This window comes from Arthrobacter sp. Cza30, assembly GCF_059090765.1.
The window spans coordinates 495,835-513,311 of record NZ_JBNHGA010000002.1; the positions used below are offsets into that span (position 1 = coordinate 495,835).

The 17,477-nt window shown below is 67.6% G+C and carries 19 protein-coding genes; 15 read left to right on the forward strand and 4 right to left on the reverse strand.

Annotation, left to right across the window (positions count from 1 at the left end; translation table 11 throughout):
• Positions 1-55: 55 nt before the first annotated feature.
• The 8 genes from ureC (at position 56) to AC5RVZ_RS07640 (ending at position 7,484) form a co-directional block, all read left to right on the forward strand.
• A complete protein-coding gene (gene ureC, locus AC5RVZ_RS07605) occupies positions 56-1,768 on the forward strand; it encodes an urease subunit alpha (protein ID WP_494000933.1) in 1,713 nt (570 codons plus the stop codon).
• A gap of 29 nt (positions 1,769-1,797) precedes the next feature.
• Entirely contained in the window at positions 1,798-2,271 is a 474-nt protein-coding gene (gene ureE / locus AC5RVZ_RS07610; protein WP_494065160.1) for an urease accessory protein UreE, read from the forward strand.
• The gene (locus AC5RVZ_RS07615) at positions 2,252-2,965 is read left to right on the forward strand and encodes an urease accessory protein UreF (RefSeq protein WP_494065161.1); all 714 of its coding nucleotides are present in this window, start codon (positions 2,252-2,254) and stop codon (positions 2,963-2,965) included. Before ureE ends, AC5RVZ_RS07615 begins: the two co-directional genes overlap by 20 nt.
• Positions 2,966-3,028: 63 nt before the next feature.
• Complete coding sequence (gene ureG, locus AC5RVZ_RS07620; RefSeq protein ID WP_494065162.1) at positions 3,029-3,643, forward strand: urease accessory protein UreG; 615 nt, start codon at positions 3,029-3,031, stop codon at positions 3,641-3,643.
• Positions 3,640-4,494, forward strand: coding sequence for an urease accessory protein UreD (locus tag AC5RVZ_RS07625; RefSeq protein WP_494065163.1), 855 nt, complete (start codon positions 3,640-3,642; stop codon positions 4,492-4,494). The genes ureG and AC5RVZ_RS07625 overlap by 4 nt, the downstream gene beginning before the upstream one ends.
• A gap of 18 nt (positions 4,495-4,512) precedes the next feature.
• Positions 4,513-5,640 (forward strand): FecCD family ABC transporter permease, encoded by a 1,128-nt coding sequence (locus tag AC5RVZ_RS07630; RefSeq protein ID WP_494065164.1) that lies wholly within the window; start codon positions 4,513-4,515, stop codon positions 5,638-5,640.
• Positions 5,641-5,694: 54 nt separating this feature from the next.
• Entirely contained in the window at positions 5,695-6,699 is a 1,005-nt protein-coding gene (locus AC5RVZ_RS07635) for an ABC transporter substrate-binding protein (RefSeq protein ID WP_494065165.1), read from the forward strand.
• The gene (locus AC5RVZ_RS07640) at positions 6,696-7,484 is read left to right on the forward strand and encodes an ABC transporter ATP-binding protein (RefSeq protein WP_494065166.1); all 789 of its coding nucleotides are present in this window, start codon (positions 6,696-6,698) and stop codon (positions 7,482-7,484) included. Before AC5RVZ_RS07635 ends, AC5RVZ_RS07640 begins: the two co-directional genes overlap by 4 nt.
• 96 nt (positions 7,485-7,580) lie before the next feature.
• On the opposite strand, the gene AC5RVZ_RS07645 is transcribed toward AC5RVZ_RS07640, so the two are convergent.
• The gene (locus AC5RVZ_RS07645) at positions 7,581-8,030 is read right to left on the reverse strand and encodes a MarR family winged helix-turn-helix transcriptional regulator (protein ID WP_494065167.1); all 450 of its coding nucleotides are present in this window, start codon (positions 8,028-8,030) and stop codon (positions 7,581-7,583) included.
• A 167-nt stretch (positions 8,031-8,197) separates the two neighbouring features.
• Here AC5RVZ_RS07645 and AC5RVZ_RS07650 point away from each other — a divergent pair, with 167 nt between their 5' ends.
• The 3 genes from AC5RVZ_RS07650 to AC5RVZ_RS07660 all read left to right on the forward strand — a co-directional run bounded on the left by AC5RVZ_RS07650 (position 8,198) and on the right by AC5RVZ_RS07660 (position 10,948).
• Positions 8,198-8,563, forward strand: a complete 366-nt coding sequence (locus AC5RVZ_RS07650; RefSeq protein WP_494065168.1) for a hypothetical protein — start codon at positions 8,198-8,200, stop codon at positions 8,561-8,563.
• Between the two features lie 314 nt (positions 8,564-8,877).
• A complete protein-coding gene (locus AC5RVZ_RS07655; RefSeq protein ID WP_494065169.1) occupies positions 8,878-10,443 on the forward strand; it encodes an amino acid permease in 1,566 nt (521 codons plus the stop codon).
• A 133-nt stretch (positions 10,444-10,576) separates the two neighbouring features.
• The gene (locus tag AC5RVZ_RS07660; protein ID WP_494065170.1) at positions 10,577-10,948 is read left to right on the forward strand and encodes a VOC family protein; all 372 of its coding nucleotides are present in this window, start codon (positions 10,577-10,579) and stop codon (positions 10,946-10,948) included.
• Between the two features lie 61 nt (positions 10,949-11,009).
• Here the strand turns inward: AC5RVZ_RS07660 and AC5RVZ_RS07665 are convergent, their stop codons facing one another.
• The 3 genes from AC5RVZ_RS07665 to AC5RVZ_RS07675 form a co-directional block, all read right to left on the reverse strand.
• A complete protein-coding gene (locus AC5RVZ_RS07665) occupies positions 11,010-11,516 on the reverse strand; it encodes a ferritin (RefSeq protein ID WP_494000945.1) in 507 nt (168 codons plus the stop codon).
• A gap of 71 nt (positions 11,517-11,587) precedes the next feature.
• Entirely contained in the window at positions 11,588-12,118 is a 531-nt protein-coding gene (locus AC5RVZ_RS07670; RefSeq protein ID WP_494065171.1) for a YbaK/EbsC family protein, read from the reverse strand.
• The gene (locus tag AC5RVZ_RS07675) at positions 12,115-12,837 is read right to left on the reverse strand and encodes an alpha/beta fold hydrolase (protein WP_494065172.1); all 723 of its coding nucleotides are present in this window, start codon (positions 12,835-12,837) and stop codon (positions 12,115-12,117) included. The genes AC5RVZ_RS07670 and AC5RVZ_RS07675 overlap by 4 nt, the downstream gene beginning before the upstream one ends.
• A 163-nt stretch (positions 12,838-13,000) precedes the next feature.
• On the opposite strand from AC5RVZ_RS07675, the gene AC5RVZ_RS07680 reads away from it, so the two are divergent.
• The 4 genes from AC5RVZ_RS07680 to AC5RVZ_RS07695 all read left to right on the forward strand — a co-directional run bounded on the left by AC5RVZ_RS07680 (position 13,001) and on the right by AC5RVZ_RS07695 (position 17,455).
• Positions 13,001-14,098 (forward strand): DNA alkylation repair protein, encoded by a 1,098-nt coding sequence (locus AC5RVZ_RS07680; RefSeq protein WP_494065173.1) that lies wholly within the window; start codon positions 13,001-13,003, stop codon positions 14,096-14,098.
• Between the two features lie 250 nt (positions 14,099-14,348).
• Positions 14,349-15,098, forward strand: a complete 750-nt coding sequence (locus AC5RVZ_RS07685) for a glucosamine-6-phosphate deaminase (protein WP_494065174.1) — start codon at positions 14,349-14,351, stop codon at positions 15,096-15,098.
• A gap of 14 nt (positions 15,099-15,112) precedes the next feature.
• The gene (locus tag AC5RVZ_RS07690) at positions 15,113-16,384 is read left to right on the forward strand and encodes an N-acetylglucosamine-6-phosphate deacetylase (protein ID WP_494065175.1); all 1,272 of its coding nucleotides are present in this window, start codon (positions 15,113-15,115) and stop codon (positions 16,382-16,384) included.
• A gap of 57 nt (positions 16,385-16,441) precedes the next feature.
• Positions 16,442-17,455 carry an LLM class flavin-dependent oxidoreductase gene (locus tag AC5RVZ_RS07695; RefSeq protein ID WP_494065176.1) on the forward strand — a complete coding sequence of 338 codons (1,014 nt, stop codon included), beginning with the start codon at positions 16,442-16,444 and terminating at the stop codon, positions 17,453-17,455.
• The last annotated feature ends 22 nt before the right edge of the window (positions 17,456-17,477 follow it).

The window sequence follows — 17,477 nt, forward strand, 5'->3', positions numbered from 1 at the left end:
AGAAGACCGAGCAAACTGCCGCGGAGAAGACCGACGGCGGCGGGGAGGAACAGCGATGAGCTTCGAGATGAACCGCAGGCACTATGCGGAGATGTACGGGCCGACCACCGGCGATGCGATTCGGCTCGCGGACACCGACCTGCTGCTGGAGATCGAACACGACTACACCCGCTACGGCGAGGAAGTGGTCTTCGGCGGCGGGAAGGTCATCCGGGACGGCATGGGCCAGAACGGACAGCGCACCCGCGACCAGGATATTCCGGACACGGTCATCACCAACGTCGTCGTGCTGGACTACAGCGGCATCTACAAGGCCGACGTGGCACTGCGGGACGGGCACATCTTCAAGATCGGCAAGGCCGGCAACCCGGACATCTCCGACGGCGTCGACATCACCATTGGTGCCGCGACGGACGTGATCGCCGGGGAGCACAAGATCCTCACCGCCGGCGGCATCGATACGCACGTGCACTTCATCAGCCCCGACCAGGTGCCGGTGGCCCTGGCGAACGGCGTCACCACCCTGATCGGCGGCGGCGCCGGGCCGTCGGATGCCTCCAAGGCGACCACCGTGACGCCGGGGCCATGGCACATCGGCCGGATGCTGCAGGCGGTGGACGACCTGCCGATCAACATCGGACTGCTTGCCAAGGGCCACGCCAGCGCGCGCGGTCCGCTGGCCGAACAAATCCGGGCCGGGGCCATCGGCTTCAAGGTGCACGAGGACTGGGGCGCCACAACCTCCTCGATCGACATGTCGCTGCGGATCGCCGACGAGTTCGACGTGCAGGTCGCCATCCACGCGGACACCCTCAACGAATGCGGTTTCGTGGAGGACACCATCCGCGCCATCGACGGCCGCGTGATCCACACCTTCCACACCGAAGGCGCCGGCGGAGGGCACGCCCCGGACATCATCCGCGTCGCCGGGCTGCCCAACGTCCTGCCGGCTTCGACCAACCCGACCCTGCCCTACACCACCAACACGCTCGACGAGCATCTGGACATGCTCATGGTCGCCCACCACCTGAACCCGGACATTCCCGAAGACGTGGCCTTCGCCGACTCCCGGATCCGCAAGGAGACCATCGCCGCCGAAGACGTGCTGCACGACCTCGGCGTCTTCTCGATCACCAGCTCGGACGCCCAGGCCATGGGCCGTGTCGGCGAGATGGTGCTGCGGACCTGGCAGGTGGCGGATGCCATGAAGCGCCAGCGGGGCAAGTTCGAGCAAGACCCGGAAATCGGCGACAACTTCCGACTCAAGCGCTACGTCGCCAAGTACACCATCAACCCCGCGCTCGCCCACGGCATCGCCGACTCCGTCGGCAGCGTCGAGGTGGGTAAGTTCGCCGACCTGGTGCTTTGGGATCCGGCCTTCTTCGGCGTCAAACCGGAGATGGTGATCAAGGGCGGACAAATCGTGCAGTCCATCATGGGCGACGCGAACGGTTCCATTCCTACCCCGCAGCCGCGGACCCTGCGGCACAACTTCGGGGCGTTGGGCAGCGCCGTGCACTCGTCCTCGATCACGTTCATGCCGAAGATCGCCATCGACGAGGGCATCCCGGACCGGCTGAACCTGCGCCGGACCGTCCGCGCGGCCCACGGCATCCGCACCCTGACCAAGGCCGACCTGAAGTACAACGGGGAGACCCCGGACATCCAGGTCGACCCGCAAACCTACACCGTCACGGTCAACGGTGAAGTAGCGACCTGCGAGCCCTCGACCGTGCTCCCCATGGCCCAGCGCTACTTCCTGTTCTAGACCGAGCTATACCCGAAAGGACGTAGTCAATGATTATTGAGCGCGTCATCGCCAACCGGCACGATCTTCCGCACGCGGAGCTTGCCGGCCTGCACGAGGAGAAGGTGGCACTTCCCAGCAGCGAACTGGTCAAACGCGTCCAGCGCGTGACCACCGATCACGGCCGCGAAATCGGCATCCGCCTGGCCACGCCGGGAGACCTGCGCGACGGCGACATCCTGTTCCGCGACGAGTCGAACGTCATCGTGGTCAGCGTCTTGCCCACGGACGTGCTGGTGATCGCCCCGCGCACCATCCGGGAGATGGGCGTGGTGGCCCACAGCCTGGGCAACCGGCACCTGCAGGCGCAGTTTTTCGACGCCGCAAGCGACTACCGGGCGGAGGTCATGGTGGTGCAGTACGACCACACCGTCGAAGACTATCTGCAGCACATGCAGGTGCCCTACTCCCGGCAGGAGCGGGTCATGCCCGTGCCGTTTCGACATGCCGAACACACGCACTGAGGCACCCGGGCGCCACCCGTCGTCGTACCTGCTGCCCCTGCTGCAGCTGGCCGACTCCGCCCTGCCCACGGGCGCCTTCAGCCACTCGTTCGGGCTCGAGACGTTCCTGACACGCGGGCTGGTCCGTGACGAGAAGACCTTCGCGGTCTGGCTCGGCCAGTTCATCCACACCCAGCTGACGTACAGCGACGGCCTTGCCATCCGGCTGGCCCTGGAAGCCCGCTCGACGGCGGAGCTGCGGGAGCTGGACGCGATGCTGGCGGCGCAGGCCCTGCCGCGGCAGGTGCGCGAGGCGGGCGTGAAAATGGGCGCGCGGATGCTCCAGATCGCCTCGGTCATCCTCGACAGCGACGAGATCGAGCAGTACCGCGAGGACGTCGCCAGCGGCGAGTGCAGCGGGCATCCGGCGCTGGCGTTCGCCATCGCCGGGCGCAGCCTGCACGTTCCGCTGCCGGAGCTGCTGGGCACCTACCTGTTTTCGACGGCGACGTCGCTGACGCAGAACGCCATCCGCGGCATCCCGATCGGCCAGGACGCCGGGCAGCGGGTGCTGCGCCAGGCCCATCCGGAGATCGCCGCGGCCACGGCGAGGATCGCCGGACTGGGACGCGGCGATTTCGGCGCCGCCGCCCCGGGACTGGAAATCGCCCAAATGCGCCACGAGCGGCAGCGCGCCCGCATGTTCATGTCCTGACGTGCCGCCGCCACCACAAGACCCGGCCGCCCGCGGCCGGCCCACGGAACAAGGAGTAAGACAATGGAACCCATCAAGATCGGTATCGGCGGCCCCGTCGGCGCCGGCAAGACCCAGCTGGTCGAGCGCCTGACCCGGCACCTGTCCGGCGAAATCTCCATGGCCGCCATCACCAACGACATCTACACCATTGAGGACGCGAAGATCCTGGCCGCCAACGGCGTGCTGCCGCTGGACCGGATCATCGGCATCGAAACCGGCGGCTGCCCGCACACCGCCATCCGCGAGGACACCTCAATGAACTCCGCCGCCGTGGACGAATTGATCAACCGGCACCCGGACCTGCAGGTCGTGTTCATCGAAAGCGGGGGCGACAACCTTTCGGCGACGTTCAGTCCGGAACTGGTGGACTTTTCCATCTACATCATCGACGTGGCGCAGGGCGAGAAGATCCCGCGCAAGGCCGGCCAGGGCATGATCAAGTCGGACCTGTTCATCATCAACAAGACCGACCTGGCGCCGTTCGTGGGCGCCGACCTGTCGGTGATGGAGTCCGACTCGAAGGAATTCCGCGGAGACAGGCCGTTCTGCTTCACCAACCTGAAGACGGACGAGGGCCTGGACAAGGTCATCGCCTGGCTCCGCCGCGACGTGCTGATGCAGGACCTGGCACAATGAGCGCGGCCCAGCCGGCGGGCGTGCAGCTTCCCACCGGTGAGCTGCGCCTGACGGTGGGCCAGCGCGGCGGCCGCGGCGTCGCCACCTCGCAATACCACCAGGGCGCGCTGCGCGTCATCCGCCCGCACTACCTGGACGCGTCCGCCCAGGTCGCTTACACGATCGTGAACCCGGGCGGCGGCTACCTGGGAGGGGACGTCTACGAGGTGGACGTCCAAGTCGAGGACCAGGCCCGCCTGCTGCTGACCACCCAGTCCGCCACCAAGATCTACCGGACGCCGGGCGATCCGGCCGTGCAACACACCCGGTTCCGGCTCGGCCCCGGTGCAAGCCTGGAGTACCTGCCCGACCAGCTCATCGCGTACCTGGACGCCACCTACCGACAGGAGACCGTCGTCGAACTCGCCGCGGACTCCTCCCTGGTGATGTGTGACGTGGTCACTCCCGGCTGGTCCCCGGACGGCAGGCCCTTCCGGTATGAGGAGGTGCGCATCCGCAACGACATCTACCGCGACGGCCGCCTGCTCGCCCTGGACAACCTGTTGATCCGCCCCGCCGATCCGGACGCGCCGCTGTCCAGCATGCTCTTCCTCGAGGACTATTCACACCTGGGCTCGATGCTCGTGGTCGATCCCCGGGTGGACGACGTCCTGGTGCGGGAGTTGCAGGACCTGCTGGCCCCGATGGACCCCGGCGGGCAGCTCGGCCTGTCGCTGCTCAACGGCCCCGGCTTCGCCCTGCGCGCCCTGTCCCGCAGCACCGACACGCTGAACGGAATGCTGCACGCCGCCGTCGATCTGCTCCGCCACCGCTGGTTCGGCCAGCAACCACTGAATCTTCGCAAGTACTGACCGAGCCTTGTTGGAGGCATGATCTTCTTCCCGTCACCGGCCCCTACCCCGCGCGAACGCGACGTACGCGACGGCCACACCTCATGCGACTCGGACCCGCTGCTGCGGTCAAGGCTCCGGCGTCGCCATCTCTTCTGGGTCCTGGCGCTGGCCGCGCTTCTCGTCGCCGGAATGGTGCTGTCCGTGGCGACCGGGCCCGTCATGCTGAATACCGCGACCGTAGCCCAAGTGATCTGGTCGCATATGCCCGGCCAACTGTCCGCGTATCAGCCTGATCCAACAGCCTCTGCAATTGTTTGGGACGTGAGGCTGCCCCGCGTGCTGCTCGGATGCGCTGTTGGCGCCGGATTGGCGGTATGCGGAGCAGCCCTGCAGGCAATGGTGCGCAACGTGCTGGCCGACCCCTACTTGCTCGGCATAAATTCGGGGGCTTCCAGTGGCGCGGCAGCCATGATTTTGTTCGGCGTCGGTCTGGGTGTGGGCGAACACGCACTGCCCGCGAGCGCCTTCATCGGTGCGCTGACCGCGTCGATGATGGTCTTCCTGGTCGCACGCTCGGCCGGACGGGTAACCTCAATCCGGTTGCTGCTGGCCGGCGTTGCGATCGGGTACGCGCTGACCGCCGTGACCAGCTTCCTGATCTTCGCCTCGGGCTCCGCAGAGGGCGCCCGCTCCGTGATGTTCTGGCTGCTTGGGTCCCTGGCCCTGGCCAGGTGGGGAAGCCCGCTGGCGATCGTCGTCGTGGTGGTCCTGATAACCACTTGCCTGCTGGCTCTCAGCGGACGGCGTTTGGACGCTCTGGCCATCGGTGACGAAACCGCGCACATTGTCGGCGTTGCACCCGGCAGGTTCCGCACCCAACTACTGGTCATCATCTCCCTGTGCATCGGCGTGGTCGTCGCGGCCTCCGGATCGATCGGTTTCGTTGGACTGGTAGTTCCGCATGTGGCCCGCAGGCTGGTCGGCGCCGCCCACTCACGGGTCGTCCCGGTCTCTGCCCTGCTCGGCGGGATTTTCCTGATCTGGGCCGACCTGCTCGCTCGGACCCTGCTGCAGCCGCAGGAATTGCCGATCGGGATCATCACGGCTTTCATCGGGGCTCCCTTCCTGCTTTACCTCATCCGCAGGATGCGCCCGGCGGGCTGAGTGTTTACCCCACCCCCGCGTTATCGCTCACATCCACTAGCCTGAGGAGAATTCATGAAAGCTGCCGCCCACCTGCTGTCCGCCGCAGCCGCGGCGGCATTGGCCTTCGGCTTGGCCGGCTGCGCCGGGACTTTCGGGAGCGCCGGGAACGCCGAAAACGCCGGGGCCCCCGAGGCCGATGGGTACCCGCTGACCGTCACCAATTGCGGCGCAGCAGTCACCCTGAAGGCGCCGCCGGAACGGGTTGTCCTGCTGGACAGTTCACCGGTTTCCTACCTGGCAGCACTGGGTGTCATGGAAACGGTCGTGGCCCGCGCGGGCGTCTACCCGTCCGAATACTTCGACCCAGCCACCGAAACCGAACTCGCCCGCATTCCGCTCTTGACCGACCGCTTGGACACAACGGGGCATCTGCAGATTTCGCAGGAAGTCGTCCTGGCGCAGAAACCGGACCTCGTCCTCGGCTCGGCTGAGAACCTCAACCGTGAAACACTTGCCGCCGCCGGCATCCCGATGCTGCAGGAACCGTCCTTTTGCCCCGACGCCCCGCAATCGCCGGAGTTCCGCACTGTTGAAGATCGGCTCCGCACCTACGGCAAGGTGTTCGACGTCGAAAACCGGGCGGAGAAAGCAGCCGGCGAGCTCAAGGCCAAGGTGGAGCAAATCACCGCCAAGACGGCCGGCACCGGCGACCGCACTGCAGCCGTCCTCTACCCGACAGTCGGCGGCGGAAGCACCTACGCCTACGGCACCAAGTCCATGGCCCAGCCGCAGTTGGAAGCCGCCGGGCTGAAAAACGTTTTCGACGACGTCGACCAGCGGGTCTTCGAGGTCACGCGCGAGGAACTCATTGGCCGTAACCCCGATGTCCTGATCCTGCTCCACTCCGCCGGGGACCCACGCGAGGTCGCCGACGCCGTGACGTCTTTAAAGGGAGCCTCCTCCATGACCGCCGTCGCCAACGATGACATCCTCGTGCAACTGTTCAACTTCACCGAGCCGCCGTCCCCGCTGTCGGTCACCGGACTCGAGCGGATCGCCGAGCGGTTCGGCCAGTGATTTCCGGCTCCGGCATCTCCTTTTCCTACGGCTCCCGCAACGTCCTGGACCGCGTTGACCTCCACGCCCGGCACGGCGAAGTCCTCGGCCTGGTGGGACCGAACGGCAGCGGCAAGAGCACCCTGCTGCGGATCCTGTACGGATCACTGGCCCCGCACGCCGGCACCGTCATGCTGGACCACACGGAACTGCTCCGCCTCAACGCACAGGAGCGCGCGAGGACGGTCTCCGTGGTCGTGCAGGAGACGCCGGGCGACCTGCCGCTGCTGGTTTCCGACATGGTGCTGCTGGGCCGCACCCCGCACCAGCCGCGGCTGGGTCGGCGTAAGGCGCGGGACGAACAGGCCGCCGCTCGCGCGCTGGAACGGGTCGGCATGCTTGGCCAGGCGGACCAGAGCTTCGAGCTGCTCTCCGGCGGGGAACGGCAGCGGGTACTGATCGCCCGGGCGCTGGCGCAGGAAGCCACGCACCTGCTGCTCGACGAACCGACCAATCATCTGGACATCCGCTATCAACACGAGATCCTCAAGCTGGTGCGCGATCTGGCGGGGACCAACAACCATGCCATCGTCGTGGTCCTGCACGACCTCAACCTCGCCGCTGCCTACTGCGACCGCGTCCTGCTACTCAACGAAAGCCGGGTGGTCGCAGCCGGCACACCGTCCGAGGTCCTGGTCCCGGAATACCTTGAGCCGGTGTACAAGATCGGGGTCCGCCGTTTCCCAGTCGACGACGGCTTCCAACTGGTGTTCAGCCCATTCCCTGTAGCTCGGCCATCAAACTGAGTGCGTCCCTTGTCCACGGCCAGTGGCCAAGAACAACCGTCGAAGGCATGGCGGCGGCCTCAGCCAACGTAGACGATTCCGTTGCGTCTCTGCCGGCTAGGTGGGGCGCAAGGGCCTCTTGATGCCAAACCTGTCGTTACCGAGGTCACGAATGACACCGACGAGCCGCGTCTTGAGCTCCTCGATCTCGCCGTCGTCCTCGCCCAAAAGCTCCTGTCCCAGTTTCACCACGTGTTGGAAGGTCGCCTCGCCTCGCTCCGAGATGTTAACCCGTTGCTCGCGGCGGTCGTTTTTGCTGCGGGCTCGGGATATGTAGCCAGTCGCTTCCAGCCGTGCCAGGGTCTTGCCCACGGTCTGGGGCTGCACCCGCACGCGCTTTGCCAGCTGCGCCTGCGCCATCGGCCCCTCGACGGCCAGGATTTCCAGCACCGTTGCTCCGGCGTGGGTCAGGCCGAGGGAAGCCAACTGCTCGTTCCACTCGTATTCGACAAGCCTCGCGGCTGTGGACAGGAGCCGGGGCATGGGCCATTTCGAAAGATCGGGCATGCAGGATTATAAGCAAACTGACCTTTGAATGGTCAATGGTTTAGCCTCGGTGCTGGGCCTTTGCTGTAGGCTTCGACTCAGGAGACGGGCCTGTCTGTCTCCACCACGCAGAAAGCGCCCTCCCGCCACAGGAAGAAGCGCTGCATTTTCCCTTGAAAGGGACACCGATGGATCCCGTGAACGAACCCAACACGCTGCCCCTGTCCATTGCGGAGCTGGACTCCACGATCTATACCGGGCGGCCACCAGAAGCAGGCGCACTCCCTGAAGGACAGGTCCAGTCGGTTTCCGATCTGACCCCCGGGCAGAAGAAAGCACTGGAAGCAGTTACGGTCCGCGCGGGACAAGTCGAGGCGGCGGAATGGGCGCTCGACCAGGCGAAGGTCGTCTTCCAGGAGCAGACAACCGCCGCACTGGCCTCCGGTGTGCCTGCAGAGCTGGTTGCCGCGGCCGCCGGAACATGTGCCTCCGCCCTCCCGGCACCGACCGGCGGGGCTGGCGCGAACTCCCAGGACTTAGTGGCCATCGGGTGACCCCGCGGTGCCGCACGGTCGGCCTCAAAGGCGGCACTGCTGAGCCACGACGTCGACGGCCCTGCAACCTCAAACGGGGCGGTCAGCCCCTACCCCCGGAAGATCGAAGCGCCGGCGTCGAGATGACACTGCCGGCTCTGGTCAGCCGGATCGGTTTCGCGGGCTGAGGGATACCAAAATCGCGGCGGCCACCTCGCCAACCGGGCGTCCCGGAGTCGCCCCGCGGAGTGCTGGAACGATCCGTTTTGCGGGTTGCCGCACCCTCTTCCCGGCGAAGGGTATCGAGGGTAGGCCATCCTGAGAATACTGGTCCCATGAGCCTCTTTCGGACCAAATCAATCGAGCAGTCCATCGCGGATATGACGGAGCCGGGGCGCGAGCTGAAACGCACGCTCAGCACCTTCGACCTGATGGTCCTCGGTGTGGCAGTCGCCGTCGGGGCCGGCATCTTTTCCGTCGGTGCGAAGGCCGCCGGCAGCTACGCCGGCCCGGCCGTGACGGTGTCCTTCGTGTTGGCGGCCATCACCTGCGCGCTGGCCATCATGTGCTACGCCGAGTTCGCGTCGGCCATTCCCGTGGCCGGCAGCGCCTACACCTATACCTACGCAACCCTGGGCGAACTGCTGGCCTGGATCATCGGCTGGGACCTGATTCTGGAGCTGTTCACGGCAGGGGCCGTCATCGCGAAATATTGGGGGATCTATCTCAGCAACGTCTTCCTGCTCTTTGACGTCAATGTCCCGACCACGGTGAATGTCCTCGGCCTGGAGCTTACCTGGGGCCCGCTGCTGATCGTTGCCGTCTTCACGACCCTGCTGGTCCTTGGCACCGAGCTGTCGGCCCGGGTGAACAACGTGTTCACCATCATCAAGGTTGCCATTGTCCTGTTCGTGATCGTCGTCGGCTTCACGTACGTACGGGCAGAAAACTACACACCGTTCGTGCCGGATCCGGTCGCCACCGCGAGCGCCGGGGGGAACGTCTGGACGCAGTCGCTCTTCTCCTTCCTCAGCGGTGCCGAGCCCCAGCAGTACGGCGTGGTGGGCATCCTGGCGGGTGCGGCACTGGTTTTCTTCGCCTTCATTGGATTCGACGTCGTGGCTACGAGCGCGGAAGAGGTGCGCAACCCGCAAAAGACGCTGCCGCGGGGTATTTTCGGCGGCCTGGCGATCGTGACCGTGCTGTACATCCTGGTCACCCTGGCCCTGACGGGCATGGTCTCCTACCGGGAGCTGGCGGAAGCCGATGAGGCCTCGCTGGCCACGGCGTTCATAGGAGTCGGGGCGGACTGGGCCGCGCAGGTCATTTCGGTCGGCATCCTGATCGGGCTTACCACCGTCATCATGGTCCTGTTGATGGGCCTCGCCCGGGTTGCCTTCGCGATGAGCCGTGACGGCCTGCTGCCGCGATGGCTCAGCCACACAACGGAGCACCAAAAAACCCCGGCGCGCGTGCAAATCCTGGCCGGGGCCCTGGTTGCCTTAGTGGCGGGGTTCACCAACGTGGACGTTCTGGAAGAAATGATCAACATCGGCACCCTCTCAGCCTTCGTGCTGGTGAGCATCGGCATCGTCGTGCTCAGGAGGAAGCGGCCGGATCTGCCCCGCGCCTACCGTGTCCCGGGCTCGCCCGTGGTGCCGATCCTCTCCGCGGTGCTGTGCTTCTGGCTGATGCTGAACCTGACCACGCTCACGTGGGTGCGCTTCGCTGTCTGGCTGCTTATCGGCTTCGCCATCTACTTCCTCTACGGCCGCCAGCATTCGCGGCTGAACCATCCGGAACTGATAGCACTCGAACACGAGCGCGAGGAGCACCGCCGGCTGGAGCACGAGCAGCGTGTCCGCGACCGAAAGGACCATCGGCCCAACCCGGAGCCCTAGCTCCGGGCCGCCGGAGCATGGGCTGGCCGCTCCCGCCGTCCTGGCCCCGGGTCCCTGCGTCCAGGGTGCTCTACCCCGGACACGCCGTGGCTATGATGCGAGGAGTCCAGGGTCCCGGAGAATGGAGCAACACATGCAACTCGGCGCTTTTTCGCTCAGCCTCGCAGTGAAGGACATTGCGGCTTCTGCCGCGTTCTACGAGAAACTCGGGTTCAGCAAGCACGGCGGTGACATCACGCAGAACTGGCTGATTCTGAAGAACGGTGAGGCCGTCATCGGACTCTTCCAGGGGATGTTCGACAAGAACGCCCTGACCTTCAACCCTGGCTGGAATCAGAACGCCGAAGCCCTTGGTTCCTTCACCGACGTGCGCGACCTCCAGCGGCAATTGAAAGCGGAGGGCGTGGAATTCCTGTCGGAAGCAGACGAGGCAACCACCGGTCCTGCCAGCTTCGTTGTGCAGGACCCGGACGGCAACCCGGTCATCGTCGACCAGCACGTCTGATGGCCGTGACGAGCAGGCGACGTCGGCGCCCGCCCGGGCACCGACGTCGTCCGTCGCTTTGCTAGCTGCTGGCTTCGCCGGTGCGGGAACCGAGCTGCTCGTCCAGGCGCAGCAGGCCGGGCCCGTCGTCGTTGACCAGCTTGACCCGACCGATGATCTCACCGACCGTGGCTTCTTCCTCCAACTGCTCGTCGACGAACCAGTTCAGCAGCGGGATGGAGTCGATGTCGCCCTCCTGCTGCGCGAGCCGGTACAGGTCGCGGATCGACTCGGAGACCTTCTTCTCGTGTGCCAGCGAGGCTTCGAACGCCTGCAGCACGGTCTCGGCGAAAATTGTCGGAGCCGTGATCGCCTGGATCTTCGGGTGGGCGCCGCGGTCCATCATGTGCTCGATGAACTTGTTCGCGTGGACCACTTCTTCCTCGGCCTGGGCGCGGAACCAGCCGGCGATCCCGGGCAGGTCGATGGCATCCATTTCGATGGCGAGCTGGCGGTAGACCACGGAGGCCTGGAGTTCCAGCGTGACCTGGTCGTTAAACGCTTCTGCGAGTTTTCCTGTGAGTCCCATGGCTCCAGATTAGGCGCCGCTTTGTATCCCCGCCAGCAAGGTAAGGCAAGCCAAGATTAGGAAAGCCTGTGCTATCCGTTCCCCGGGTTGTCGGTGGCGTTCAGCGGCACGCCGGGCTTCGCCAGCCCTTCAACCACGACGGCGCCGGGCAGCTTGAGCAGCTCCTCCGGCTTGAGCAGCAGTTTGCTGGACCGGTTGCCGCCGCCCATCACCACGCGTTCCCGGCCGATCACGGCGGCGTCGATGTAGACGGGGTGGCCGGAGGTTCCGACGGCGGTCACTCCCCCGATCTCCATGCCGGTCACGGCTTTGGTGGTCTCCGCGTCGGCGAAGGACGCGCGCTTCACGCCCAGCAGTTCCCGGACCTTCTTGTTCACGTCCAGCCGGGCTGTCCCCAGCACCACGCACACCGCGTATCTGGCCGGTTCCACCTTCTTGGACGCCACCAGAATGGTGTTGGCCGACTGCTCCAGGGCGAAGCCGTAGTGTGCGCAAAACGCCGCCGTCTCCGCCAGGTCCGGGTCGCACGCGAGGACTTCGCAGGTGAGGCCGTGCCCGGCGAGCGCAGCCTCGACGGCGGGCAGGAGTTTGGCTGTGCTCACTGCGCCCCGGTTGCCTCAACGGTCTTGGTCACGGCGGCCAGGATGGCTTCGCCGAGCTCGGCCGGTTTGGTGAACTGCGGCCAGTGCCCCGTGGGCAGGTGCACGTACTCCACGTCCCGGATTCTGGCCAGTTCGACCACCTGGGGTGCGCCGGCGTCGATCCAGCCCTGCAGCTGTTCGGGCGTGAACTCGCAGGTGATCACCGTGACCGGCACGTTGAAGCGCCGTTCGTCGGACAGGTGCTGCGGATCGGAGGCGACTCCCCTCGGCTGCGGAACGGCCCGGGCTCGGAACGCGGCGCGGAGCCCCTCGTCGAGGTCCGTCAGGTCTTCTTCCTCGAAGAGGGTCCAGTCCGGCAACGGCACGTCGTCGCCTTCGACGGGCAGCTCGTCATCGATCACGCCGCCTTCGCCGAGCGGGCCGCTGTCCACGTAGACGGCGCGGGCGATCCTGTCCGGGTGCTGGTCTACCACGCCGTGGATGATGGCCCCGCCGCCGGAGTGGCCCACGAGGACCACCGGCCCGCCCACGCCGTCCACGGCCTTGACGGTCGCGTCGATGTGGTCGCGCAGGCCGATCCCCGCCCGCGGCGCATCCGGTGCTTCCAGCCCTGGCAGCGTCAACGGGTGGACCCGGTGCCCGGCGGCGGCCAACGGCGGGGTTACCTCCGCCCACGAGGATGCGTCCAACCAGAATCCGGGTACCAGGATGATGTCCATGTCAGGTGACTCTAGTGCCCGACCGTGACCCGGAACACCCTTCGGACACAATTCAGGACAACGACGGTCCCTGAGGCGGCTCCGGAGGAGAACAACGGCGGGCCCCTGGCAGAAGAGCCATAGGCTGGCTTCGGAACGCTTATTGCCCGGCACGGAGGACCGCATGGGAATCATGAACGATCTGCTGGGGCCGGCCGCCGTCGAGCAACTGCGCACTTCCCTGGCCGGAACCGGCGACCAATCTGCGTGGCCGGCGCTGAGGGAAGCGGGAGATCGGCTCGAGCCGCTCCCCCTGCGGGCGCGCGCCGACTTGCTGGCGGAAGCGCTCCTCGTCGACCTGGCTGCCGGCTACGAGCCGGCCGCCGCCCTGATCCGCGCGGCGCTGGACGACGGCGCCTTCACCGGCTGGATGCTCTGGCCGGTGGGTGAGGCGGCCGTGACCCGCGCCTTGGAAGACGGGAGCCAGCGGGCCTTCGACGACGCGATGGCGCTGCTCGCGGAACTGACTCCGCGGATGACGAGCGAGTTCGCCATCCGTCGGCTGTTGATCCGAGACCTGGACAGGGCGCTGGGAATCATCCGGGACTGGACGGCCCACCCGGATGAACAGGTGCGGCGGCTGGCCAGCGAAGGGACGCGGCCGTACCTGCCGTGGGCCGTCCGGGTACCCGGCATCGTCGCCCGGCCGGCGGCCACCTTGCCGATCCTCGACGAACTGTTCCAGGACGAGAGCGAAGCCGTCCGCCGCTCGGTGGCCAACCACCTGAACGATGTCTCGCGGCACGCCCCGGACGACGTGGTGGCGACCGCGGCCCGGTGGAATGCTGCGCCGGGTGCCCACACCGCCCGGGTGGTACGGCACGGGCTGCGCACCCTGGTGAAGAAGGCACACCCCGGCGCCCTCGCGGCACTGGGTTTCACCTCCAACGCCCTCTCGGTGGCCGTCCCGCAACTCGACCAGGACACTGTCCACCTGCCCGGGGAGCTCGGCTTCGCCGTCGAAATCCGCAATGAAGCGGACGCCCCCGCCCGCGTGGCGGTGGACTACGTGGTCCACTACGTCAAGGCCAACGGTTCGCTGGCTCCCAAGGTCTTCAAGCTGGCGGTCGCCGACCTCGCCGCGGGCGAGGCCCGGCAATTCCGCAAAGCGCATGCCTTCCGGCAGATGACCACGCGCGTGCATTACCCCGGCCGGCACCTCGTCCAGGTGCAGGCCAACGGAACGCTGTCGCCCGAGGCGGGCTTCGACGTCGTGCTCTGACACAGGCACCGCCCGCAAAAGATTGGAATTCGCTCTCGGCATGGTGCGCCCCCATCTACCGGTTTGGGCCGGCGGCATCCGGTAATCTTGCTGCAACCTTTGTCCGGGGTGCCGGCCCTGACGGCACACCCGGAGGCTCCGACCCGTCCCACGAGGAAAAGCGCATGAAGTTTGACTTGCCCCTGCCGCATAGCACGTGCAGCGCGGCGCGCATCCGTCCAGGCGGACTCATCCGACAGACAGGACTCCTATGAACCCGTTGGCCGAGCAGGAACGCAAGCTCCAGGTTTCGCACCACGACGCTGAAGACATCGGCGCGCTGGCCGCGGACATCGTCGCCGGCCTCGTCGACGAGCTGCCCCGTCCCGTCATCGGGCTGGCCACCGGGTCATCGCCGCTGCCGCTGTATCAGTCCTTGGCGCGGCGCCGCCTGGATCTGTCCGGCGTCCGCTGGTTCGCGCTGGACGAATACGTGGGACTTCCGGCCGGGCACCCGGAGAGCTACGCGCAGGTGATTGACCGGGAAGTGATCCGGCCGCTGGGGCTCGACCGGGCGTCGGTCCTGCTGCCGGACGCCGACCGGGCCGACGTGGACCGGGCCGCTGCGGACTATGAAGCGGCCATCGCGTCGGCGGGCGGTATCGACCTGCAGATCCTGGGCATCGGCCACAACGGCCACCTGGCCTTTAACGAACCGGGCTCGGCCCTGGATTCCCGGACCCGGGTCGAGGAGCTGACGATGACGACGCGCCGCGCCAATGCCCGGTTCTTCCCGTCGCTCGACGACGTCCCCACCCGCTGCATCACGCAGGGCCTGGGCACCATCCTGGATGCCAGGCGGCTGCTGTTGTTGGTGCAGGGCCGGGACAAGGCCGACATCCTTCACCGCGCGCTGACCGGGCCCATCGACCCCGACTGCCCGGCCTCGGTGCTCCAACTGCACCCGGACGTCACCGTCCTCACCGATGTCGCGGCGGGCTCCCTGTTTCCCACCGGATAGGCCTGGATTCCGCCATGACACGCCACGGCGCCGGCAGCACCAACGGCTCCCCCGTCCCGTTCCGCGAGGCGGAACGTGCTCCCTTACCGGGCGGCCGGATAATCCTCAGGGGCAGAATCCACGCCGCCGAGGGTGAACTGCGGGACGGAGCCGTTGCGGTGTCCGGCGCGGAGATCAGCTACGTCGGTCCGGCGGACGCCCTGCCGCCCGGCGAGGCGGACACCGTCGTCGACGTCCCCGCAGACCAGCGGGTGATCCCCGGGTTGGTCGACCTGCACTGCCACGGTGCCTTCGGCGTCGATTTCCCCACCGCCGACGACGCGGACGCGCGCCGCGCGGCGGCCGGCATCCATGCTGCGGGCACCACCACGCTGCTGGCGAGCCTGGTGACCGCGCCGCCCCGGGATCTGCTCGGCGGACTCGACGTCCTCGCGCGGATCGCCGCCGACGGCGAGATAGCCGGCATCCACGCGGAGGGGCCGTTCCTGTCACCCGCACGGTGCGGCGCCCAGGACCCGCGGTGGCTGCTGGAACCGGACCTCGGCCTGGCACGGGAGCTGCTCGCGGGCGGCCGCGGCTTCCTGCGGACCATGACGTATGCGCCGGAACTGCCCGGCGCCGAGGGGCTCGTGGAGCTGCTGGCCAGCCACGGCGTGGTCCCCTCGCTGGGCCACACCGCGGCGGAGACCGCGGTCGCGGCCGGCTCCTTGCGCCACGCACGGACCGCCCTCGCCCGGCGGTTCGGCGAGGCGTCGGCGGTCCCCACGGTGACCCACCTGTTCAACGGAATGGAGCCGCTGCACCACCGCTCCCCCGGCGCCGTGAGCGCCTGCCTCCGGGCCGCCCGGGCCGGCGAGGCGGTCGTGGAGCTCATCGCGGACAATATCCACCTGCACCCCGACCTCGTCGCGACCATGTTCGAGCTGCTGGGCGCCGACAACATCGCCTTGGTCACCGATTCGATGGCGGCGGCCGGACTATCCGACGGCTTGTATTCCCTGGGACCGGCGGAGGTGCGGGTGCACTCGGGAGTGGCCCGCCTGGCCTCCGGAGCCATCGCCGGGGGCACCGCCGGCATGATGGACGTGTTGCGGAACGCCGTCGAGGCCGGAGTGCCCTTCGACCAGGCCCTCCGGTCGGCCACCGTGGTCCCGGCCCGGACCATCGGCCTGGCCGGCAGCGTCGGCACCTTGGCTGACGGCACGTTGGCCGACCTCGTGATCATCGATGAAGCCCTGGCGGTCACCGGCGTCATGCGCCGGGGCCGGTGGCTGGACCGTCACTGAGCGCGGGCCCGACCGGCGGGGATGGAATACCAGCCCGCCGGCCACGTTGTGACTGGTATGCAGCCTGCCACCCTTCCGGTCTCCATCCTGGACCGCGCCAACGCCCGCGAGGGCACCTCGGCGTCGGCGGCCCTGGGCGCCACCCTCCGCCGGGCACGGCATGCCGAGCAGCTGGGCTACCACCGCTTCTGGGTGGCCGAGCACCACGGCGTGCCGGGGATCGCCGGTTCGGCTCCGACGGTGCTGATGGCCGCGGTGGCATCGCAGACCGAACGCATCCGCGTCGGCTCCGGCGGAGTGATGCTGCCCAACCACCAACCGCTGGTGGTGGCCGAACAGGCCGCGACCCTGCAGGCGCTTTTTCCCGGCCGGATCGATCTCGGGATAGGACGTTCCGTAGGATTCACGCCGGCGGTACGCTCCGCGCTGCGGCAGGAGAAGGACGCCGCGGACCGCTTCGGCGAGGACCTGGCAGAACTGATGGCCTATCTCGACGGCAGCGCCGCCGTCACCGCCCGCCCGTACGACGGCGGTGCGACGCCGCTTTTCGTGTTGGCTACCGGCAAGGGGGTGGACCTCGCCGCCAAGGCCGGCCTCGCCGTCGTGGTGGGCGGTCCTGCCTTTACCGGCAGCAATCCGGAACCGGCCCGCGGGGTTCTGGGGCGCTACCGGAAGAATTTTCGGCCCTCCCCCTCTTGCCCCGAGCCATATGTGATCGCCTCCGCCACCGTGGCCGTTGCCGAAACGGCCGACGAGGCGCGGGACCTGCTGCTGCCCGAGGCGTGGGCAATGGCGCTGTCCCGCACCCGCGGGGAGTTCCCGCCCCTCGCGCCCGCCGACTCCATCCGGTCGGCTCCGATGACCTCCAGGCAGGAGCGCCTGGTGGCCGAGTCCCTGGCCGCCTCGGTGCACGGAACCGCCGAGCAGGTAGGCCGGCGGCTCGGACGCCTGCTGGAGGTGACCGGCGCCAACGAGCTCATGGTCACCACCAACACCTTCGACACGGCCGCGCTGGCCGACACGGACCGGCGGCTTGCCGCGCTCTTCGGCCTCGGCGGTCAACTCAGGTGAACCGTTTGGTGGCGGCGGGTGT